At 37.8% G+C, this 23,085-nt stretch carries 19 protein-coding genes; 14 read left to right on the top strand and 5 right to left on the bottom strand.

Annotation, left to right across the window (positions count from 1 at the left end; translation table 11 throughout):
• Positions 1–5 precede the first annotated feature (5 nt).
• Positions 6–914, top strand: a complete 909-nt coding sequence (gene epsC, locus L3V46_RS12020) for a serine O-acetyltransferase EpsC (RefSeq protein WP_004820985.1) — start codon at positions 6–8, stop codon at positions 912–914.
• A gap of 57 nt (positions 915–971) precedes the next feature.
• Here the strand turns inward: epsC and L3V46_RS12015 are convergent, their stop codons facing one another.
• On the bottom strand, positions 972–2,120 hold the full coding sequence (locus L3V46_RS12015; RefSeq protein WP_239045796.1) for a hypothetical protein: 1,149 nt from the start codon (positions 2,118–2,120) through the stop codon (positions 972–974).
• Between the two features lie 267 nt (positions 2,121–2,387).
• On the opposite strand from L3V46_RS12015, the gene clpB reads away from it, so the two are divergent.
• The gene (clpB, locus tag L3V46_RS12010; protein ID WP_239045795.1) at positions 2,388–4,967 is read left to right on the top strand and encodes an ATP-dependent chaperone ClpB; all 2,580 of its coding nucleotides are present in this window, start codon (positions 2,388–2,390) and stop codon (positions 4,965–4,967) included.
• A gap of 504 nt (positions 4,968–5,471) precedes the next feature.
• Entirely contained in the window at positions 5,472–5,936 is a 465-nt protein-coding gene (locus tag L3V46_RS12005) for a hypothetical protein (protein ID WP_224965343.1), read from the top strand.
• Between the two features lie 18 nt (positions 5,937–5,954).
• Here L3V46_RS12005 and rlmKL read toward each other — a convergent pair whose 3' ends face one another.
• The gene (rlmKL, locus tag L3V46_RS12000) at positions 5,955–8,159 is read right to left on the bottom strand and encodes a bifunctional 23S rRNA (guanine(2069)-N(7))-methyltransferase RlmK/23S rRNA (guanine(2445)-N(2))-methyltransferase RlmL (RefSeq protein ID WP_239045794.1); all 2,205 of its coding nucleotides are present in this window, start codon (positions 8,157–8,159) and stop codon (positions 5,955–5,957) included.
• 189 nt (positions 8,160–8,348) lie between these two features.
• Here rlmKL and L3V46_RS11995 point away from each other — a divergent pair, with 189 nt between their 5' ends.
• The 8 genes from L3V46_RS11995 to L3V46_RS11960 all read left to right on the top strand — a co-directional run bounded on the left by L3V46_RS11995 (position 8,349) and on the right by L3V46_RS11960 (position 16,515).
• Positions 8,349–8,960, top strand: coding sequence for a LysE family translocator (locus L3V46_RS11995; RefSeq protein WP_034618157.1), 612 nt, complete (start codon positions 8,349–8,351; stop codon positions 8,958–8,960).
• 347 nt (positions 8,961–9,307) lie between these two features.
• Positions 9,308–9,667 carry a hypothetical protein gene (locus L3V46_RS11990; protein ID WP_004820990.1) on the top strand — a complete coding sequence of 120 codons (360 nt, stop codon included), beginning with the start codon at positions 9,308–9,310 and terminating at the stop codon, positions 9,665–9,667.
• Positions 9,668–9,767: 100 nt separating this feature from the next.
• The gene (locus L3V46_RS11985) at positions 9,768–10,361 is read left to right on the top strand and encodes a hypothetical protein (protein ID WP_239045793.1); all 594 of its coding nucleotides are present in this window, start codon (positions 9,768–9,770) and stop codon (positions 10,359–10,361) included.
• A 94-nt stretch (positions 10,362–10,455) separates the two neighbouring features.
• Positions 10,456–11,472 carry an aspartate carbamoyltransferase catalytic subunit gene (locus tag L3V46_RS11980; protein ID WP_004721095.1) on the top strand — a complete coding sequence of 339 codons (1,017 nt, stop codon included), beginning with the start codon at positions 10,456–10,458 and terminating at the stop codon, positions 11,470–11,472.
• 16 nt (positions 11,473–11,488) lie between these two features.
• Positions 11,489–12,724, top strand: a complete 1,236-nt coding sequence (locus L3V46_RS11975; protein ID WP_004820993.1) for a dihydroorotase — start codon at positions 11,489–11,491, stop codon at positions 12,722–12,724.
• Positions 12,725–12,917: 193 nt separating this feature from the next.
• A complete protein-coding gene (locus L3V46_RS11970; RefSeq protein ID WP_239045792.1) occupies positions 12,918–14,468 on the top strand; it encodes an OmpA family protein in 1,551 nt (516 codons plus the stop codon).
• Positions 14,469–14,612: 144 nt separating this feature from the next.
• On the top strand, positions 14,613–15,647 hold the full coding sequence (locus L3V46_RS11965; protein WP_004820998.1) for a hypothetical protein: 1,035 nt from the start codon (positions 14,613–14,615) through the stop codon (positions 15,645–15,647).
• Positions 15,648–15,735: 88 nt separating this feature from the next.
• A complete protein-coding gene (locus L3V46_RS11960) occupies positions 15,736–16,515 on the top strand; it encodes a Rossmann-like and DUF2520 domain-containing protein (RefSeq protein ID WP_239045791.1) in 780 nt (259 codons plus the stop codon).
• 42 nt (positions 16,516–16,557) lie between these two features.
• Here L3V46_RS11960 and L3V46_RS11955 read toward each other — a convergent pair whose 3' ends face one another.
• Complete coding sequence (locus L3V46_RS11955; RefSeq protein ID WP_004721086.1) at positions 16,558–16,716, bottom strand: hypothetical protein; 159 nt, start codon at positions 16,714–16,716, stop codon at positions 16,558–16,560.
• Positions 16,717–16,845: 129 nt separating this feature from the next.
• Positions 16,846–18,249, bottom strand: a complete 1,404-nt coding sequence (locus L3V46_RS11950) for a PLP-dependent aminotransferase family protein (RefSeq protein WP_004721084.1) — start codon at positions 18,247–18,249, stop codon at positions 16,846–16,848.
• 155 nt (positions 18,250–18,404) lie between these two features.
• Here L3V46_RS11950 and L3V46_RS11945 point away from each other — a divergent pair, with 155 nt between their 5' ends.
• Positions 18,405–19,259, top strand: coding sequence for a hypothetical protein (locus L3V46_RS11945; protein WP_239045790.1), 855 nt, complete (start codon positions 18,405–18,407; stop codon positions 19,257–19,259).
• Positions 19,260–19,377: 118 nt separating this feature from the next.
• On the opposite strand, the gene L3V46_RS11940 is transcribed toward L3V46_RS11945, so the two are convergent.
• Positions 19,378–20,262 (bottom strand): LysR family transcriptional regulator, encoded by an 885-nt coding sequence (locus L3V46_RS11940; RefSeq protein WP_239045789.1) that lies wholly within the window; start codon positions 20,260–20,262, stop codon positions 19,378–19,380.
• Between the two features lie 167 nt (positions 20,263–20,429).
• Between L3V46_RS11940 and L3V46_RS11935 the strand changes: the two genes are divergently transcribed.
• Complete coding sequence (locus L3V46_RS11935) at positions 20,430–21,116, top strand: hydrolase (RefSeq protein WP_004821006.1); 687 nt, start codon at positions 20,430–20,432, stop codon at positions 21,114–21,116.
• A gap of 39 nt (positions 21,117–21,155) precedes the next feature.
• Positions 21,156–23,030, top strand: coding sequence for an amidohydrolase (locus L3V46_RS11930; protein WP_239045788.1), 1,875 nt, complete (start codon positions 21,156–21,158; stop codon positions 23,028–23,030).
• Positions 23,031–23,085 lie beyond the last annotated feature (55 nt).

Genomic DNA, 23,085 nt, shown 5'->3' with positions numbered 1-23,085 from the left:
AATATATGACCCAATGGAATATCCCCAATATTGTGGATGAGCTACAACAAGCTCGAAATGAATGGCGTACTCAACGTAAAAGCTTAAAAGACTTTGGCGGTAGGGAATTACCTTCAAAAGATGAAATTAAGAAAATCATGAATGATCTGTGTGGCATCTTGTTCCCTATGCGACTTGGACCACCTGACCTACGCCAACAAAGTGAAAATTTTTATATTGCACATGCACTTGAGAAAACTTTGCACTCATTATTGGAGCAAGTCAAACTCAATTTAACCTATGATTATAAATATAAAAAGCACAACGAAAATGCCGATGTGATTGAGGTATTGGCACAAAGTATCGTCAGTGAATTTGCGCAAAAATTACCAGATCTACGCCGTATTTTAGATACAGATGTGATTGCGGCCTATGATGGTGATCCAGCAGCACGAAGTGTTGATGAGGTTTTATTGTGTTATCCGGGTATTTTGGCAATTATTTACCATCGTATTGCACATGAGTTTTATAAAAAAGACTTGTCATTGTTGGCACGTTTAATTGCTGAGATTGCACATTCAAAAACTGGCATAGATATACATCCGGGTGCACAAGTCGATCAAGGTTTCTTTATTGATCATGGTACAGGTGTGGTGATTGGTGAAACCTGTATTATTGGTAAAAATGTGCGGATTTACCAAGCCGTAACGCTTGGTGCTAAACGTTTTGAAATTGATGATTCTGGGCGTTTACAGAAAGAATATGCACGTCACCCAATCGTAGAAGACAATGTGGTGATCTATGCAGGTGCAACTATTCTTGGGCGTATTACCATTGGTCAGGGTGCTGTAATCGGTGGAAATGTATGGATTACCCAAAGTGTTGCAGCAAATAGTGCAGTTTCTCAAAGTTCTGCAACCAAGTCAGAAGTGTAAGTGTATTGAAAGCTTAATAGGTTGCGTAGCATAAAATTTTTATGCGGTTAAAATGCTTCATTCAGAAAGTGGAATGATGTAGTAAGTTTGATCAACCGAGATGATCAGTTTATTTCTAATTTGGTATATCCAAGCAGTGTCAATGGGCAGCTTAAATTGTTTATTTTGCCCATGTTGTTTGATTTCAAATACATCATAGCCAATCGGTGTAAACCAGAATATATAATGATTTCCTGAACCTTGAACGTCATCAATACTTTGATATTTTAGATATTTGGCATTTACAGTGGATAACTCTACTGGCTTTTTGCATTCAGGCAGTCTTATTTCATCTGCTAACTGTGGCAGAAATTTGGAAAAATCACGACTATAGAGATAACTTTGTGGTGTTTTTAAGAGCTGTGTTTCGTGATCAAGAATTAAATAGCATTCTGCTTGGTGCTGTTGTAGATAAAGCTTTAACTGTTGAATGAGCTTTAAATTAAATGGTTCGGCAGGTTGAGCAGGATAATCATCTGGTGAAAAATCACGTTTTGGTTGTTCAGGCTTGTCTCTAAAAATATCTTTGAAATTTTCGATTACAGATTGCTGCTGTTGTTTATGTTCTTTTTGAGCTTCTGCGGCTGCTTTGGCCGAAATATATTGAGGATCAAAATAAACCGTTGTGCCATATTCTAAGACTTTCTTTTGATATGTTTTTTCTTGCACCATTTGCTCTAAAATTGTCTGAGCAAATGCAGTATAGGAAAATGAAGTCATGGCCGTTGAATTTTGTGTCTGTGCATTGAACAAATAAGCTTGCATTGGATCATTCACACCAGATTGAAATGTTTTTATAGTGATGAGAAAGTGATTGTGATTTAAGGCGACAATTTGATCGATCAATTGATTTGTTTGTGCAGCAATGAAATGAGGCTGAATCTGTTGATCATGATTTAGATCGTAAGTACATATTTTAAAATTCTTTACAGGATTTTGTTTTATATGACTTTCAGGGCAATTGTAGACAATAAAATTTTCATTGATGGCTTTTCTATTCATATCATCAGAGGTTTTAAACCATGTGAATTCTATGCCTGATATATTCGGTGTTAATTGCTGGATATGTTGGTGCGGAAATTTTTCACTATTTGGCGATTTGTAGCCACAGGCATACAGTGCAGATGCTGCAATTAATACAGATAATGATTTACCGAAAGTCAACATTGTTCTTATACTAAAATCTCTCAATACTCCTTACTCTAAAAGCATATCGTTGAAAATACAAACGCTTAAAAAACTAATCTTCTATATTTTTCCATCATCTTACTTGAAAAATAACGTTTCAGCACAGATATTAATACTGAAATCTATTCCAAGTGTTTTGGTAAGCTTTTGAAAAATATATAAATTAATTCACTATTGCTATTGAAATCGAAAAAAACGTTCCCATTTATTATTCAAGTACAAAATTTGTTGTGAGGAATAACAAGAATGCGATTTGAAAAATTTACGAACCGCCTGCAGCAAGCCTTATCTGATGCACAATCTCAGGCAATGGGTAATGATAATACCGCAATTGAGGGTATTCATATTCTTTCTGTTTTATTGGAAGAACCATCCAATCTTAGCCTGTTGCAACAGTCAGGCGCCAATCTACCTGAGTTAAAAACAAAACTGCAAAAAGCCTTAACAGACGCGCCAAAAATTGGAACACCAACTGGGGATATCAATTTAAATCCTGAAGCTGTGCGTGCGCTTAATTTGGCAGACAGTTTTGCTCAAAAAGCCGGAGATGAATTTTTATCTACGGATTGGGTGATCTTGGCACTTGCTGAAACAGGTGCAACCAAAACATTGTTAACCAGTGTAGGTGTAACAACTGACAAACTACGCAAAGCAATTGAAAATATTCGAGGTGGCGAACAAGTTATGGCAAATAACCATGAAGATCAGCGAGATTCACTCAATAAATATACTGTAGATCTTACGGCACGTGCTGCGGAAGGCAAACTCGACCCTGTAATTGGCCGTGATGAAGAAATTCGTCGTACCATCCAAGTGTTGTCACGTCGAACTAAAAATAATCCTGTATTGATTGGTGAACCGGGTGTCGGTAAAACAGCGATTGTGGAAGGTTTGGCACAGCGTATTATCAATGGTGAAGTGCCTGAAGGCTTAAAGGGTAAACGTGTTTTATCGTTAGACTTAGGCTCGTTGTTGGCTGGTGCAAAATACCGTGGTGAGTTTGAAGAACGTTTAAAAGCAGTACTCAAAGATTTAGCTAAATTTGATGGCGAAATCATCCTGTTTATTGATGAGCTACATACGCTTGTTGGTGCGGGTAAAGGTGATGGCGCAATGGATGCAGGTAATATGTTAAAACCTGCATTGGCACGTGGTGAATTACGTTGTGTCGGTGCAACAACACTGGATGAGTATCGCCAATTTATTGAAAAAGATGCAGCTTTGGAACGTCGTTTCCAAAAAGTTCTGGTGGATGAACCAAGTGTTGAAGACACCATTGCAATTTTACGTGGTCTAAAAGACAAATATGCAACGCATCATGGTGTGCAAATTCTCGATTCTGCAATCATTGCAGCCGCGAAAATGTCACATCGCTATATTACAGACCGTCAATTGCCAGATAAGGCGATTGATTTGATTGATGAAGCAGCATCACGTATCAAAATGGAAATTGACTCAAAACCTGAGCCACTTGACCGTTTAGATCGCCGTTTAATCCAATTAAAAATGCAATTGGAAGCGGTGAAAAAAGATGCAGATTCAGTCAGTAAAGCTGAAGTTGAGCATTTGGAAAAACAAATTTCAGATGTTGAAAAAGAATATAGTGATTTGGAAGAAATTTGGATTGCAGAAAAGCGTCTAGTCGATGGTACAAATCAGGCGCAAATCGAACTTGATAAAGCACGTACTGCATTTGAAAAAGCACAACGTGAAGGTGATTTGGCAGAAGCAAGTCGTTTGCAATATGGGGTGATTCCAGAGTTGCAAAAACGCTTAAATGAAGAAGAGGTTGCGGAAGTCAATGAAGAACCAAAACTGATTCGTACCAAAGTGACTGAAAATGAAATTGCAGAAGTGGTCAGTGCTGCAACCGGTATTCCTGTGTCAAAAATGCTACAAGGTGAGCGTGAGAAATTACTCCATATGGAAGATTTCTTACACAACCGTGTGGTGGGACAGGATGAAGCTGTGGTTGCTGTCTCAAATGCAGTTCGTCGTTCACGTGCGGGCTTATCTGATCCAAATCGTCCAAGTGGTTCGTTCTTATTCCTTGGACCAACAGGGGTGGGTAAAACTGAGTTAACCAAGGCTTTAGGTAACTTCTTATTTGACAGTGATGATGCGATTATCCGTATCGATATGTCAGAGTTTATGGAAAAGCATTCGGTGAGTCGCTTGGTGGGTGCGCCTCCGGGTTATGTGGGTTATGAAGAAGGTGGTGTTTTAACTGAAGCAGTCCGCCGCAAACCGTACAGTGTGGTGTTATTTGATGAAGTTGAAAAAGCCCATCCAGACGTATTCAACATCTTATTACAAGTGTTGGATGATGGTCGATTAACTGACTCACAAGGCCGTGTGATTGACTTTAAAAATACCGTGATTGTGATGACATCGAACTTAGGTTCAAGTGATGTACGTGAACTCGGTGAAGGTGCCAGTGATGAAGATGTTCGTTTAACGGTGATGAATGCCGTATCACAACATTTCCGTCCTGAGTTTATTAATCGTATCGATGAATTGGTGGTGTTCCACTCGTTGAAAAAATCACAAATTCGTGGCATTGCGGATATTCAATTGGATCGTTTACGTTCACGTTTATCTGAACGAGACATTGGATTGAAAGTCGATGATCAGGCCTTTGATATTCTGATTGATGCTGGTTTTGATCCTGTATATGGTGCGCGTCCACTTAAACGTGCAATTCAACAACAGGTTGAAAATCCATTGGCTCAGCAAATCCTTGCCGGTCAATTTACAGCAGGTGATACCATCTTAATCAGTGCTGAAAATGGTCAACTTGATTTTGGTAAATTAAAATTAAGTTAATTTATCCAGCAGTATAACCGAAGCCAACTACCGTAAGGTGGTTGGCTTTTTTATTGGATAAGCATTTATATTTTTGCGTGTTACAGATTCCGATCAGTAGGACTTTCGCGTTCTACATAAGTGTAAGCATTGGTGCAAGGGGAAGTAATCTTGATGGATAGCACTAGTGAAGGGGAAATAAGGTTGATTGAGCAGCAGAATGCCACATTAAGACTTTCGCATAATAGGGAAAACACTACACATCATAGAATTGATGCAAAGGTTTAGTGCCTGTTCAATCCTTCAATCAAGCATCCAGAGCTATAGGGATGCATAGATTTATAAACCATCCTAAACCAGCAATCGGCATAGTCTTGGCTTTTTATCATATTATTTTAATCATCAGATATTTATGCGTGTTTATTTCGGTTTTACCTATTATCGGGTTTTTCATGAATTTATTGAAAAAACGGTCAAAAATTGATAGTTTTTCAATGAGGAATAATAAGAAAGGAAAAGTTGATCATGATGATCAAAGATAAGGACAAATCTGATTATTTAAAAATACTCGGTTTTCTCTTGATGGCATTTAGTTCGATAGAGGCATTGGCAGATAAATTAGATGATCAAGATCTTGCAGAGCAATCTGTAGGTGTGGTTAAACTGTCACCCATTATTATTAAAGCTGTCAAGGAAAATGCACAACAACCTGTCGAAGAGCAAAATAACCTGCATAAACAAGTTGCTCAGGAAAGGTCGGACGATGCTAAAAAAGATGAAATTTATTCTACTGTATTAACTGATTTCGAGTGGCAGAAAAAAGACCCAGACCCAAATCAACCTGGGGATAAGTATTTAAAACCACTAGAAAAATATAGAATAATTGAGGTTGGCTATAATCCATATCAACGCCATGATGTGCGAATAACAACCCAAGATCGCGTTACACTTTATATAGGACATGAAATTGACCCCGTGGCTTATAAATAAGCCCGAGGTCTAGTATGATTAAACAGGGAAGTGTTTAATTTTCCATGCTCTATGGATTTTTTGATTACGTTTGAAATCTAAGCCAATCGTTTCATTGGTGATCTCTTGTACATCAAACATTGCATCGATTTCTTCATCCATCTCAAAACCACGGTAGTTATTTGAGAAATACAACGTTCCCTCGGTGGTTAGACGGTTCATTGCACGTTTAAGTAAAGAAATATGGTCACGTTGCACGTCAAAAGTACCGTAGAATTTCTTTGAGTTTGAGAAGGTTGGTGGGTCAATAAAAATCATGTCATATTGTTCATGACCTTCTTTTAACCATTCAAAACAATCACTTGAGAAGAATTGATGCTGTTCATCTGGGTGATCAACCGTTAAGCCATTTAAGACAAAGTTTTCTTTAGACCAATTTAGATAAGTATTGGATAAGTCAACACTTGTCGTACTTGCAGCACCACCTAAAGCAGCGTGTAGACTTGCTGTAGAGGTATAACTATACAGGTTCAGGAAATGTTTTCCTTTAGCTTCAGCTGCAATACGTAGACGCATTTGACGGTGATCTAGGAATAATCCAGTATCCAAATAATCAGTCAAGTTGATTAAAATTTTGGCTTTACCTTCTTGCACAATAAAACGTTTAGATGCAGTACTTTGTTTTGCGTACTGAGTTTTACCTTCTTGACGGGCACGAGTTTTAATAAAGATCGCATCACGACCTAGACCTGTTACGGCACGGATTGAAGCCAAAGCAAGGTTAAAACGTTTTTTGGCTTTTTCTGGGTCAATGGTTTTTGGTGGTGCATATTCTTGAACATGTAAACGATCACCATACAAATCTACAGCGACATTAAAGTCTGGTAAATCTGCATCATAGAGACGTAAACAGTAAATATCTTCTTTTACAGCCCATTTTTTCAAAGCTTGCATATTTTTTTGCAAACGATTGGTAAAGTCTTCTGCACCTTCAATTTTTTCAAATTGTTGATGTTGCCAATCTGCAAGGAAAGGTTTAACCACAGCTGCTGGCTTAATATCACCAAAACGAATATAAATTGGCAATTTACCATTCATTAAACGTAAGATTTGTGGATTGTTAAATGCCAATACATCAGCTTGTTCAACAGCCGCTGCGATAACGGCAGCATGCTGATTGGGGAAATTCTTTTGTAGAAGTGCTGACAGACCCAGATATAAAGCTCGGTTAGAGGCTTTTTCTCCTAAACGCTCACCATAAGGTGGGTTGGTGACAATAAATGAAGTTTTGCCTTCAGCTTGGAAATCGGGCCAATCTGCTAAAGTACGCTCTTCAATTTGAATTTGATCCAGTTGTTGCTCAAATCCAGCAGCAATAATATTTTGTTTGGTTGCTTTTACTGCTTCCCAATCTGCATCATAGGCATAGAATTTAGGTAAAGGTTGTTCTAGGGCAACTTTATGACGTTCAGCTGCTTCAGCTTTAATCGACATCCATAACTCATGATCATGCCCATTCCAGCCATTAAAGCCGAAACGGCGCACTAAACCAGGTGCACGATCAGTTAGGATCATCAATGATTCAATAATAAAGGTTCCTGAACCACACATTGGGTCAAGAATAATTTCTGGATTGCGTTGTTTAAGCTGTGCTTTTTGTAGGATAGCGGCTGCTAGGTTTTCTTTTATTGGGGCATCTGTCATAAAACGACGATAGCCACGCTTATGTAAAGAATCCCCAGATAAATCTAAACAATAGGTGTGTTCAGTTTTTCCAGCAAGCACATACAGGGTAATTTCAGGCTGTTTAATGTCGATACTTGGACGTTTACCTACAGCTTCCATGAAGGAATCAACCACACCATCTTTAACACGTAAAGTCGCAAACTGTGTGTTGACTTTAATATCACGTTCTACGTGAAGACGAATTGCGAAAGTACTTTGTGGTGCAAAAATAAGTGACCAATCAAAATTGATCGCACCTTCATAAAGTTCTTCTGCAACGTCACGTGCGTCATGGGTAAATTCAAGTTCATGAACATGAATCGGTGTTAGTACACGAGAAGCCAAACGTGACCACATACAAACACGGTATGCATCTTCGAGTTTGCCTTTAAAGATCAAACGTCCAGGAAATTTTTCAATATCTTGAATCCCTAAACCTTGAATTTCTTCTTGCAGTAAGGTTTCTAGTCCATCTGCACAGGTAACCCAATATGTAGAAAGACGTGGTTTCGAATTCATGAATATTTCCAAAGACATTAAAAAAGCAATCGCGTATTTTAGCGTATTTTGATGACGAAAACTTATAGAATGACCTTTTAAGTCCGAAATTTTATAAAAAGTACCAAATTCAGTTAAAAATTTGGGTTTTTTGCTTGAAATATATTCAAATATCAATATGTAGATAAGATCAAATAACGAATTTAAAAAATGCTCAGTCTTATTGTTTCAATGTTTATTTTTTCGCTATCTATGTCGATTTCACCGGGACCTGTGAATTTGACCATTTTAACCAGCAGTATGAATTATGGTGTAAAAGCAACTTTTGCATTTATTTCAGGGGCGACCATTGGTTTTACCTTGTTATTGGCATCAGTCTGTTTTGGTTTGTATCAAATGATCGTGATCTATCCTGTACTTCTTGATGTGATCACGATCTTGGGTACAGTTTTATTGTTGTGGATTGGGCTCAATATTCTACGTGCAAAAGGGACCGTGATCTCAAGTCAACCCCATGATGAAGCAAAAATACCAACCTTTATACAAGGTGCATTGATGCAATGGCTAAATCCTAAAGCATGGATTGCCGCAGTGGCGGGTACAGGGCTATTTTCAACGGGGCATATCCATGCTGTTTTATTGGTTTTTGTAGCGATTTATTTTGTTGTCTGTTATCTATCTTTATTGCTGTGGGGGATTGCTGGTGAAAAGTTAGCAAGTTTTTTAAATACAGGAAATCGGGCGCGTCTTTTTAATATCGTGATGGGTGTGTTATTAATTTTGATTTCATTGGAAATGTGTTGGCGCTATTTTTATCATTAAAATTTGATTTAAAATTCTTTTATTACTGAAATCATTTAAGACCAAGAAAAATTGGCATGCAGTATTACAATTTAAATAGATGAGTCATCTATGAATAAAACACACATGTAGTTCTTGATTCATGATGATGAACGTAAAGTGCATACGGGGCAATTTCTAGATCTATTTAAAGGTCCGCAATGTGTGGGGCGAGTTCTAGTCGGTAAACTTTTAAATAGAGAATAATGTGTATGCATTATTAATTCATTTTATGGTGTGATTTTGGTACACAATTTGCTTAATTATCCATCGTATTGGCTCAGAAATTTAATTGAATTTTTAATGAATTAATAAATACGGGGATTTCTATGCAAGATCTTAACAACAGCAGATTTATTGCACATGCAGATGCGTTTTCCATTGGGGCATTAATCTTAACGCGATTAAGACGTGTGACAGGGCGTGTGATTGATGTGATGTATTTAGTGGATAATAAAAGCTATGCACAGTATGTGATTGATATGTCATTGGCGACTCAAGATCCAGAATTAAATCGTCATGCCTTGCGCTTACAGCATTTATTAGAACAGGAACAACCAGCTTCCTCTGTGAATACAGTAACGACAACGCAAGTTGAACAAAGCGAGGAAGCATATGTTTCTGGTGCAACAGAAGAAGAAATTTATCGAGCGCAAGTCTCACATCACTATATTGGTGCATTGAGATAAGTCGGGCAATAAGCTCTAACTATAGCGTTAGAGCTTAATTGATACAGTGTGATTAAAATTAAAACTCATTTATAGTGTTGTTAAGCTGTGAGACAATCACTTGAGTTATACGAAATTCAATGCAGAAATTAGCAAATATTTAAAAAACAACCAAATGATTTACGTTGGTACGGCTGATGAGTCGGCACAACAAACTGAACTGCGATTAAGTCATTATCATCAAGCAAAGGCTGTTGTGTTTAAACTGTGGGTTGAACAGAAAAAATATAAAGAATTAATCTCCTGTGCGCATGGGCGTTGGTATCCTTATGAGGATTTTACTCTCCCATTGGCACAATATTTTGCTGCTCAACAGGATTTGCCACATTTAAAATTTCTTTGTGAACACGAGATCCGCTTTCGTTTAGAAGATACCTTAAAGTGCTTAAAACGTGTAAAAGAATATGATGTGACATTAACCAATATACAAATATCGGAATATCAACTGCATGATTTTGATCCACAAAAGTACCATCCAATAGCAGAATTACTTAAATGGCGTAATCAAGCCTTGCTGCGAATAGATGCTTATATTGAGCTGTTAAAAGATCAATCAGATATTGACTACCTCAATATGATTCAGCAACTTCGAGAAAAATTGATCAACTTAACACTCAAACTTGCAGACTTAAAGCAGATCAAATTTAAAATTTGATCGCTGACTTTTATGACTATTTGTCCAAAACTTCAACTGCCAAAGAAAAAGAAAATCTGTATAATACGTTAACTTAACCTCTAAGGAATCTCTCATGCACTTGGCGGCATTGCATACACCGAGTCAGATTCAACTCAATAATGATGGAAACTTAAAGCATTTCCTGACCATCGAAGGTCTTTCTAAAGCAACCCTCACCAAAATTCTAGATACAGCCCATTCCTTTATAAATGATCAAAATCAACTGATAACGACACCACTTTTAGAAGGTCGTACAGTGATGAACTTATTCTTTGAAAATTCGACACGTACACGAACTACTTTTGAAGCGGCTGCAAAACGCTTATCTGCAAATGTATTGAACATTGATATCGCACGATCAAGTACTTCAAAAGGGGAAACATTGCGCGATACACTATGGAACCTCGAAGCGATGGCAGCAGATATTTTTGTTGTACGTCATTCTTCATCAGGCGCAGCACATTTTATTGCTGAAACAGTTTGTCCACACGTTGCAATCATCAATGCTGGAGATGGGCGTCATGCTCATCCAACTCAAGCAATGTTAGATATGTTAACCATTCGCCGTGAAACGAAAAAGAATTTTGAAGACATTAGTCTGGCAATTATTGGTGATATTAAGCATTCGCGTGTGGCACGTTCAGATATCGCAGCGTTACAGACTTTAGGTTGTAAAGATATCCGTGTAATTGCACCAAATACTTTGCTTCCGTGTGGTTTTGATGAATATGGTGAAGGCGTTCGCTTGTTCAATAAAATGGATGAAGGCATTAAAGACTGTGATGTGATCATTACTCTTCGTATTCAAAATGAACGTATTGATTCACCAGCTTTGTCGTCACAAGCTGAATTTTACAAAATGTATGGTTTAAATAAAGATCGTCTTGCCATGGCTAAACCTGATTGTATTGTTATGCATCCGGGACCGATGAACCGCGGTGTAGAGATTGATTCTAGTATTGCTGATGGTGCACAGTCGGTAATTTTGCATCAAGTGACCAATGGTATTGCGGTGCGAATGGCTGTTTTGGCTTTGGCAATGCAAGGTCAGTTGCAAGAGAAAGGTTTGTTAGAAGCAATTGCGGTTTAAGGTTAAGGATAAAGTCATGAGTAGTGTAAAAATTGAAAATGTACGTGTCTTAGACCCAATTAAAAAAACTGACACTGTACAAACGGTTTATGTTGAACATGGAAAAATAGTCGAATCATCTGCCAATGTCGTAGATACCATTGACGGACAAGGAAAATGGTTGATACCGACTATGGTTGATTTGTGTGCACGATTACGTGAGCCAGGTCAGCAACAGCATGGTACCTTGAAGTCAGAAGGTAAAGCGGCACGTGAAAATGGTATTTTGCATGTATTTACCCCACCTGATTCAAAGCCGATCGTGCAAGACAATGGTGCTTTGATTCATGGACTTGTAGAAAAAGCCATGTTAGATGGTGGTATTCATTTACAAGTGATTGGTGCGCAAACCCAAGGTTTAAATGGTAAACAACCCGCAAATATGGCAGGTTTAAAAAAGGGTGGTTGTACTGCCGTTTCCAACGCATATGCTACTTTTAAAGATGATGATGTGGTTCTGCGTACCTTGGAATATGCAGCTGGTTTAGACATGACCGTGGTGTTTTATCCAGAAGAGCATCAGATCGCAAAAGACGGTTGTGTACATGAGGGGTTTATTGCCTCACGTCAGGGACTACCTATGATTCCAGCACTGGCTGAAACAGTTGCTATTGCGAAATACCTATTGATGATTGAAGCAACAGGTGTCCAAGCGCACTTTGGTTTGCTTTCAAGTGGTGCATCTGTAGAGTTGATTAAAATTGCAAAAAGCAAAGGTTTGCCTGTGACGGCAGATGTTGCAATGCATCAATTGCATTTAACAGAACATTTAATTGATGGTTTTAATTCTTTGGCACATGTGCGCCCACCATTGCGTGCTGAAAAAGACAAAGAATTACTGCGTCAAGGTGTCAAAGACGGTGTGATTGATGCGATTTGTACCCATCATGAACCTTTGAGTGGCTCTGCGAAATTAGCGCCTTTTGCTGAGACTTTACCCGGTATTAGTGCATTTGATACCTATGTGTCTTTTGGGGTGCAATTGGTTCGTGAAGGTTTGTTTGAACCTTTAGAATGGGTTGAAAAAGTTACGCTTGCTCCTGCAAAAGTGGCCAATATGACGGATCGTTGGGTCAAAGAGTCGGGTTGGGCTTTGGTTGATCCAGATCTAGAATGGGTTGTTAACAATGACAGTATTTTATCTCATGGAAAAAATACGCCATTAATCAATCAAAAAATGGTCGGTAAAGTACTGCAAACGTTTACTGCCTAAGCTGTAAAATTTACATAAGCGCAAAAATTGAAACAAAAAGCCAGCATAAGCTGGCTTTTCAAATAGATATTGAACACGCTGTGCTACAAAAAGCTATTATAACTATTAGAATTTAATCACTAGAATAAAAAATGATCAATAAAATGATTTTTAATGTGACAAATACAACAATGAAATCGGAGTGTCCAAAATTATGAATATTATTGAGCTTCTAAAAGAACGGGTGACCACAAAAGTTTTACAGGGTGATCTTCAGTTTCAAGATGAAAAAATCGGTGCTTTAAGTGCCTTTTATCCCATTCTCCTCTCTGTTTTAAAATCAAAACCAGAACTTATTAATACACTTCAACAAAATCTAAATCCTCGCTTAGGCGATATTTTCAGTCATCAACCAGAAACAGTCACACATTTTTTAGGACTGGTTGCGGGCAATGCACCAACCCAAGAAATTGAAAGCACATTAAACCACTCTATTGCTCCAACTTTATCATTGCTTGCAGATCAAGCAGGTTCAGATGATAAGCATGAAATTTTTGATTTTATCAAAGCGCAATGGAACAATATTCAAGATGCTTTGCCAGCTTGGGCAACAGGATTATTTGCCACATTGGGTTTAAGTGTAGGTGGTCTTGGTTTCGCAGCCACGACTCAAGCTGCACCCGTGGCTGAGGCAGTTATTCCCCCTGTAGAACCTGTGGCACCGATACCTGTACAAAGTGTATCTCCAACACCAGTACCCCTTGATACGTCTACAATCACAACAAATTCGATCCAAGATGAACCTAAAAAATCCAATTGGTTATTGCCAATTATTGCTTTGTTGGTGATTGCAGGATTGGCCGCATTGTTATTTAAACAGTGCAGTAGCAAGCCACCTGTAGGGGGAGATCCAGTAAGCAGTAGTGCTTCACAAGCTGTTGCTGATGTGCAAGCCACTGAACTGCAAATTTCAACAGATGCTGAAGGTAAATTAGCAAGTTGTCAGGCACAATCGAGCAGTCAATCTTTATTGGACAGTTTAAAAACCAGTATTGCCTCAGTGTTTGGTCAAACCGATCATTGTCAACTCACAGCCAGCAGTGCTTATGCCGCTGATTTGCCGGATCAAAATGCTGTAGATCAGGTGTTGGCTAAAATTAAAGGTATTCCAAACATTTCATTGGCTTGGATCGGTGATCAACTTACCATTCAAACAGCAGATTTAGCGCAAGCACAAAAATTGGCAGATGAGTTAAAAGCTATTGCTCCTAATCTACATATTTCTGTAGAGCAAACAGCCGATGCAAATGCAGCTGCAACAAGCAGTGCTGCAAATGTAGATACAAGTAACTCACAAGCAGACCAAGCACTGTCAAGCATTCAGGCAGATAAAGCCAATGTAAATGATATTGCAGCTGCATTGAATTTACAGGTAATTAATTTTGCGACAGGTTCTTCAGGTATTCCGGAAGCCAATAAAGCGATTTTGGATAAGGCAGCGAATTTGTTAAAACAACTACCAGATGCAAAACTCGTGGTTAAAGGCTATACGGATAATGTTGGGAATGCGGATTCAAACAAAAAATTATCTGAAAAACGTGCAAAATCGGTTGTTGCATATTTGGTTGAAAAGGGCGTACATACCTCACAGTTAACTGCTGAAGGACATGGTCAAGACAATCCAATTGCAGATAATTCAACCAAAGAAGGGCAATTTAAAAACCGTCGTATTGAGTTTGAAGTACTTGGTGCAACGACGCCATAATCTTTTTGGGCGGTATGTTCGGTGTTAAAACAGGCATAAATTGTATAAAAAGCTTCTGAATATCCAGAAGCTTTTTATTTTTTACTCGAAAATTCTTCAATTATTTGGTTAAATGAGCCACATAAAAATATGATCGGATAAACAATGAATAAATCATTAAACCCATTATTTATGATTGCTGCGATTTCTAGTACCTTGATGCTGTCAGGCTGTGATTACTTCAAAAAGAAAAAAGATGAAGGTAATGCTGAACTTGCAGAGTGGAGTTGTACCAATCAAGATAATATCAATCAAATTCAAAAATATTTGAAAGATGAGTATTTGCGTGAAGTCGCAGACAATATTAAAAATTCTGGTTATGAAGCTGACCAAGCACTACTTCAGAAAATTAACAATGCTTTAAAGTTTGAAGTGAAGAATGTTCGTACGATCACTGAAGACTCGTCTAAAACCAATCAACTGGAATGTGAAAGTCAGTTAGTGGTTCAATTCCCGAAAGGCTTACAACAGCGTGCTGAAAATTCATATGCAGAATTTGGGCAAGATTGTGAGGAGGGATGTGAAGGTGATGGCTATCGCAGTATACGTGAGTATATCGAAGCTGGTGAATCTAAATTGGTATTGGCCAATGATCAGCTGAAAGGTAAGTTTAATTACAATGTTGTGAAAACAGACAAAGATGGTTTAACCCTTGATGTGCTTAATCAGGATGCAGTTATTCAAGGGGTAACTTTTGTTACGGTAAAAGCGGTGCAATACGCAGCCTATATGAAAGAAAATAAAGATATGCGTGAACGCGAGCAGGTCAACCAAATTGAAAATGCAGAGCAAACAGCACTTGCACAAAAAGCCATGGACATCCGTAAAAAAGAGCTAGATGAAGAAAAGCTTAAACAAGTTGATCGTTTAAACCAGACTTGGGACAGTTTGAGTGATGAACAAAAAGCGCAATTTAAGCAAGATCAAACAGAATGGTTTGAAAAACGTGATGTTGATTGTAAAGTCATTTCACAGAAAAGTTTTGGTGATATTCCAGACAGTGAAATTGAAACCTATCAGCAACAACGTCAATATTGGGATGATGCGATGTCTCAACAAAATAAAGAGATGCAATATACCAAGTGTTTTAATAAACGTACCGCTGAGCGAATTATTTATTTAAACAATGCATTAAATTGATGTAATCATCATAATCTGAGAGGGATGAATTGATTCATCCCTTTTTTATTGGCATGCTGTAAGTATATTTAAAGTTTTAGATGTCGATATGCGTATTAGTATTGTTGGTTCAGGTCGTGTTGCTACACATTTTGCAAAAGCACTGTCAAAACAACATCATATTGTTCAGATTTATAGTCGTAATTTAAACAATGCACACAGCTTAGCCCAGCAGGTGAATGCTCAGGCAATTGATGCTGTGGATTGTATAGAACCTGAAATTGATTTATTAATTATTGCGGTAAGTGACCAAGCCATTGCTCAAGTCATCCAAACGATTCATTCACAACTTTCGGATGTTTTGATTGTTCATACTTCTGGCAGTACCAATCTCAATATATTGACTGAACACCATGTAAAATCTGGGGTTTTTTATCCCTTACAGACTTTTAGCTTTGAACGTGAAGTGGATTGGCAGAATACCCCGTTGTTTATTGAAACGGCTTTGCAAGAAGATTTGCCTACTTTAACGACGCTAGCAAATAGTCTAAGTAATCAGGTTTATCCATATAATTCAGCGCAGCGGCTGAGCTTACATCTGGCAGGAGTATTTGCCTGTAATTTTACAAATTATTGTTATGACATGGCTAAACAAGTGGTCGATGCACAGCAGGTCGATTTTAATTTACTGTATCCATTAATTTTGGAAACAGCAAAAAAAGCCACCCAAAATGATCCTGAAACTATGCAGACGGGTCCTGCAAGGCGTGGAGATGTGAATATTTTAGATATGCATCAGCGTATGTTACAGGATATGGGGCGGGAAGATCTTAAAGATGCCTATACACTTTTAAGCCAACAGATACAGAAAAAACACTCACTTGATTAAGTGAGTATTTTATCAATCGTATCTTTTGAAATCAATTGAGATCTAATTTAAAGCAGCGTGATCTGCACCGATTGTGACAATAACACCAATACAAAACAGGCTACAGTAGATAAAAAACCAGATGATCATGCGTTTAAAGGCTTTGTCTGAAATCGAGCTATCAGCATATTGTGGTTTTTTAGGGCTTTTGTCATCATTCATCGCAAAATCTCTTTCTGCTTAATATAGATTCATTATGGATAGAAAAGTGTTCACACTGTAGATACAAAAAATTAGAAAAAAACTATAACAGATAAGTAAGCAATGATGAATCTGTTATAAAAATTCAGCTTATGTCGTCACGGATTTACCAATAATATAAATCAATTGGTTTAATGCATTTTGAATCTTTTCATTCATTTCAAATGAACAATTCATCCGAATAAAGTGATTTTGTTGATTGCTAATATTAAATAAGCTGCTCGGCGCGACACTAACACCGTGTTCTAACATGTGCTGATAGATCTCATTACTATCGACTTGTTCAGGCAATTCAATCCATAGAAAGTACCCGGAAGGATAATAATTGACATGGCATTGCTCAGGTAAATGGGTTTTTAAATAATTAAAATATTGTTTTTTATAACGTTGTAAGGTGGATCGTAAAGTTTTTAAATGTTTTTCATAATGACGATGGGAAAGATATTCAACCAAAGCATTTTGGATAAATGAGTTGACTGAAAGGGTACTCATAAGTTGAGTGTGTTGAATATGTTCAGAGAATTTACCTGCATAGACCCAACCGATACGAAAACCTGCACCTAATGTTTTGGAAAAAGAAGAACAATGTAGTACCCAATTTTGTTGATCAAAATACTTCATCGAGAGGGGTTTTTTCTGATCATAGTAAAGTTCTTCATAGACATCATCTTCAATCAAATAAATCTGATATTGGTTGAGTAACTTCGCCAATTTTAATTTAATTTCATCACTCACAGTAAAGCCAATTGGATTCTGACCGTTTAACATCATCAAACATACTTTAATTGGATATTTTAAAATTGCCTGTTCGAATGCGTCTAAATCAATGCCATGTTCAGGATGTTCTGGGATGGTAATTACTTTTAATCCAAGTCGTTCAGCCGCTTGCCATGCCCCATAAAAAATCGTCTGCTGTAATAAAATATAGTCCCCAGCTTGTGTAAGTGCTTGCAATGAAAGATTTAATGCATCTAAACCTCCAGACGTAATCACAATATCAGATGGATCCGTGGGGATGCCTTGCATAGCATATTTTTGAGCAATAATTTTTCTCAGTTGATAATTTCCGGGTGGTAGACTGGGTGTTTGTTCATAGCTACGCCGTTGTCGAGCAAGTTGTCCAAGCGTTTGTATCAGTTTAGCGGAGTAGAGCAACTGGCTATTGGGAAAGGCAGAACCTAAAGGGATAATGTGTTCAGACTGGGTTGATTTTAAATATTTGAAAACAACGGAGTTAATTTCAACTGTTTCATTAATCACATGTAATGTGGTGGGGTGATCTGAGCTTTGTTCTACAACAAAATACCCTGACTTTTCTTTTGAATAAATCAGACCTTGCGCTTCGAGCTCTTGATAAGCATTCATCACTGTAATCAGGCTTAAACCTGATTGTTCAACCTGTTGACGTAGTGAGGGTAACTTTTCATGTGCTTTCCATGTCCCATTTTCAATCAATAATTTTAGGCTATGGGCCAGTTGTTCAGATTTATACATAGGTCAATGCAAGTGGGTATTTAAAATAACTATAACAGAAGCAATCAGCACAGCTCTATCTGTTATATATTTTTTCTAAAATTTTGTGGCTATATTTCTTTTTGATTTCTTTCCAAAATAGTCGCACGCGATGCAGTATAGAATGAGGCAGGGATATGTTTGTGACGACTCAGTTGAATGTGCTCACACAAGTTTTATGTGAGCATGATTGCTCTGAAAATGTGATAGAGCAACTCAATCAAAGATTTGTAAATCTAGAAGCAACATTATTGCGTGCCAAAGTCTTACGTGAATTTTCAAAAAAGAAAAGTACAGCGATTATCCAATCTGCAATTGCTTCAAATCATTTAAGTCTGGCTTATTTGTTTTCACCGTTTATTTTGGCGAATTTAAATCAAACAGTGCTTTACTCAACGCTTCTGACTGCACAAGTTCAAGATATTTTAAAACCTTATTATCAGGTTGAAAAAACCATGAATTTGACCAAGGATGATGTCGTGTTAGAAAGTTTAAACTTATTTTTAGATCTACAAGATCAAACATGGGATGCGCAGGAGTTCGTATATTTTCAGTTGTTCAAAGCACTGACTCAGGCAGAAGTTGATCGTATCTTTTTAATTACAGATCAGCGGATCAATCCAGATTATTTGTTTGAAATAGAATGTTTTTTTAAGGTTCGAATTTTCTTGGTAAATCCCGAAAATGATCAAGATGGTCTAAATCTGCAATTAGATCATCATGATCATAAATTAAACATGCAGAAGCTTTTGTTTAAATATAAAGATGATTTTCATGTGGCTTTATGTCGTAAATTTTCAGAAATGAATGCTAAAATTTTAAATTTATCAGGTCTTTATGATCTAGCTCAAGCGCAAAACCTAGTCGAAGATATGTTTTATTCTGAACATATTTATGAAAAACTATCGGTTTATGCTGAATATATGCAGACCCGATTACAGAACAATGTGTTTAGTCCAAAATTCAAATCTGTGTCAAGTTTGCAAGCTTAGATGCTGAGTATTTGCATACACAACGCTTTATTGAAGTGCTTTATGTATTGTATAAAGATACAACATGAGCCGTGAATACTTCGTTATTAGGTAAAAGTCTGGTCTAAAGCTTTATATATTAGCGATCAGATAAATGTTTTTTGAGATGATCTAAAAAGAGCTTCACTTTTTTAGGAATCTTTTGTTGAGATGGCGTAATTGCATAAAAATAAAGTTGCTTTGAATGATAATCCTCTAAACAACGCATAATTTTTCCGGCATCTTGATCTTTTTTGGCTAAAAAATCGGGTAAAAATATAATGCCTTGATCTTGTTTACAAAAATCTAAAAGGAAATCGCCACTGTTGCATGTCAATTTTGGCGTACAGTAAATAGTTTCTTCTTTTTTATTCTTACTCAGCACAATTTTAGTGCTTGAATCTGTTTGTGAATACAACAATAGACTGTGCTGTTTTAACTCATCGATTGTATTGGGTACGCCAAATTTTTCAAAGTAAGCTGTAGTTGCATAAAAATGTCGATGATAGGTACTAAACAGGTGGGCATTACGCTGATCAATATCTTGACTGATTCTGAGCACAATATCATATTGATCTTCACTGATATTTAAGAACTTATCTGAAAGAAACAAGTCTATTTTGATGTTGGGATACTGCGTCATAAATTTAGAAATGATCTCGGTAAGATGCGCATGTCTAAATGAATGAGGTGCATTGATTCTGAGTTTACCCTCGGGATATTTCTGGTCATGGGTAAAGTCACTGGTTGCCCATTCAAACTCACTCATAATGACTTTAGAGTGTTGATAAAATTTTTCACCTGAATGAGTTAAATCCATTTTACGGGTATTGCGGATGAACAGGACTGTATTAAAAATAGTTTCCAAATGACAAATTCTTTTCGCAACTTGATCTCTAGTAATGTTTAAGTGACGTGATGCACTGCTGAAATTTCCATATTCAACGACACTAATAAACGTATTGATACAGTCTAATTTATCCATTTAATTTTACAGTACTCTTCACTTGAATGATTAAAGTAACGCATCATCCTCTGCTGATCAATCATTGTATCTTTTTAGGATACAGTTTGTATTTAAAATAGTGTCTAGTGGTTTACGTGTATTTTTGCTTTTATATAAATTCCTTTATAAATGTGTTGCGAATCAAAATGAATAAAGCATTTTTAGAACAACTTACACCTCAAAACTGTCAAATCATCTTTATTGATCAACAACCACAAATGGCTTTTGGCGTACAGTCAATTGATCGTCAAACTTTAAAAAATAATGTGGTGGGATTGGCTAAAGCTGCTCAGGTTTTTAATATTCCAACCACTATTACAACAGTAGAAACAGAAAGTTTTTCAGGACACACTTTTCCAGAATTATTAAATGTGTTCCCTGAAGCACCTTTACTCGAAAGAACCTCTATGAACTCATGGGATGACCAAAAGGTTCGTGATGCATTGGCAGCCAATCATCGTAAAAAAATTATCGTATCTGGTTTATGGACTGAAGTTTGCAATATTACATTCGCTTTTGGCGCGATGCTGGAAGGTGATTATGAAATTTATATGGTTGCCGATGCTTCAGGTGGAACTTCAAAAGAAGCACATGATTATGCGATGCAACGGATGATTCAAGCAGGTGTGGTTCCTGTAACCTGGCAACAAGTTTTACTTGAGTGGCAACGTGATTGGGCACATCGTGAAACTTATGATGCAGTGATGGACATTGTGCGTGAACATTCGGGTGCATACGGTATGGGCGTAGATTATGCATATACCATGGTACATAAAGCGCCAGAAAGAACCACAACGCAGCATGAAGTTATTGCACCTGTGTCAGCAAAATAAACCTTATGGATATAAATATTCATCTACATGGAGATGATCATGACAGATGTACAGTTAATTCTTAAGAACGGCAAAATTACCACGCTTGACCCGAAACAACCTGAAGTAGATGCAATTGCGATCGCTGATGGAAAAGTGTTTGCCACGGGTGATGAAAATAGCATCATGAAGTTGGCCAACGACTTGACAAAAGTGATTGATTTAAATGGTCGTCGCGTTATTCCCGGTTTAAATGACAGCCATCTCCATATTATTCGTGGCGGGCTTAACTATAATATGGAGTTGCGTTGGGAAGGGGTACCGACTGTTAAAGATGCTTTAAACTTACTCAAAGAGCAGGCAGAAAATACGCCAGCGCCACAGTGGGTCCGTGTTGTCGGTGGGTGGACTGAATTCCAATTTGCAGAAAAGCGTTTACCAACTTTAGCTGAAATCAATAAAGCTGCGCCTGATACCCCAGTTTTTATTCTGCATCTATATGCAAGCGCAATGCTGAACAGAGCAGCATTAGATGTCTTAGGTTTTAATAAAGATACTCCTGATCCACCTGGGGGCAGAATAGAACGCAATGAAAAAGGCGAGCCAACAGGTTTATTATTGGCAACGCCTTCTGCTGCAATTCTGTATTCAACACTAGGTAAAGCACCCAAATTACCTGTCGAAGATCAAGTGAATTCTACCCGACATTTTATGCGTGAGTTAAATCGACTCGGTGTCACTTCTGCGATTGATGCCGGAGGAGGCGGGCAAAACTATCCAGATGATTATACAGTGATCAATCAATTGCATGAAAAAGATCAAATGACCGTTCGTATTGCTTATAACCTCTTTGCACAAAAAGCCGGTGAAGAGTTAGAAGATTATCAACGATGGACAGAAATGACGTTTCCCGGTGATGGCGATGCATTATTGATGATGAATGGTGCGGGGGAAAACCTGACTTGGTCAGCTGGTGATTTTGAGGATTTTTATGAACCTCGGCCAGATCTTCCAGAAAAAATGGAAACCGAATTAGAAGCCATTGTTGAACATTTGTCTGATAAGAAATGGCCGTTTCGAATTCACGCCACCTATGATGAAAGCATTAGTCGATTGCTCAATGTTTTTGAACGAGTCAATGGTAAAAAGCCATTTGAAACCCGTTTTATTATTGACCATGCAGAGACGGTTTCAGAAAAAAACATAGAACGGATCGGTGCACTTGGGGGTGGAATTGCCATTCAACACCGTATGGCATATCAAGGCGAAATCTTTGTTCAGCGTTATGGTGCCGATGCAGCCAAAGACACGCCTCCGGTAAAAAAAATGCTTGAGCTGGGTGTGCCAGTGGGTGCTGGAACAGATGCGACGCGTGTTGCATCATATAATCCTTGGGTCTGTTTGGCATGGTTAACCACAGGTAAAACTGTGGGTGGCTTTGCTTTATATGATGAGAAAGACTTACTTGATCGTCAGACAGCGCTAAGACTATGGACCAAAGGATCGGCTTGGTTTTCAGGCGAGCAAAGTAATAAAGGCGCTTTAGTCGCAGGTGAACATGCGGACCTTGTTGTACTTTCAGATGACTATCTCACTGTTGAGGGCGATGAAATTCAATTTATTGAATCAGTCATGACGGTGATGGACGGTAAAGTGGTCTATGCGGGTGCCGAATTTAAGCAACAAGATCCACCGATTCCACCCGCATCGCCTGATTGGTCACCAGTCAAACGATTTGGCGGACAGTGGCGTCAGTCTGAAAATCGTAATGCACCTTCCTTACAACCCTTACAAAAAGATTCAGCAGTGTGTGCATGTTCTAGTAGCTGTGGCATGCATGGACATTCGCATGCATGGATGCTTGATGTTCCTATCAATGATCAGGAAAAAAAATCATTTTGGGGCGCACTAGGCTGTTCTTGTTTTGCTTTTTAAAACCAACCTAAAAAATTCCATCTGAAACTAGGTGGAATTTTATTGGGGAGAAATT

The organism is Acinetobacter sp. AG3, assembly GCF_022343575.1.
Taxonomy (GTDB): Bacteria; Pseudomonadota; Gammaproteobacteria; order Pseudomonadales; family Moraxellaceae; genus Acinetobacter; species Acinetobacter guillouiae.
Note: the sequence above shows the minus strand (reverse complement) of the source record. Positions and strands in the feature narration are given on the sequence as shown.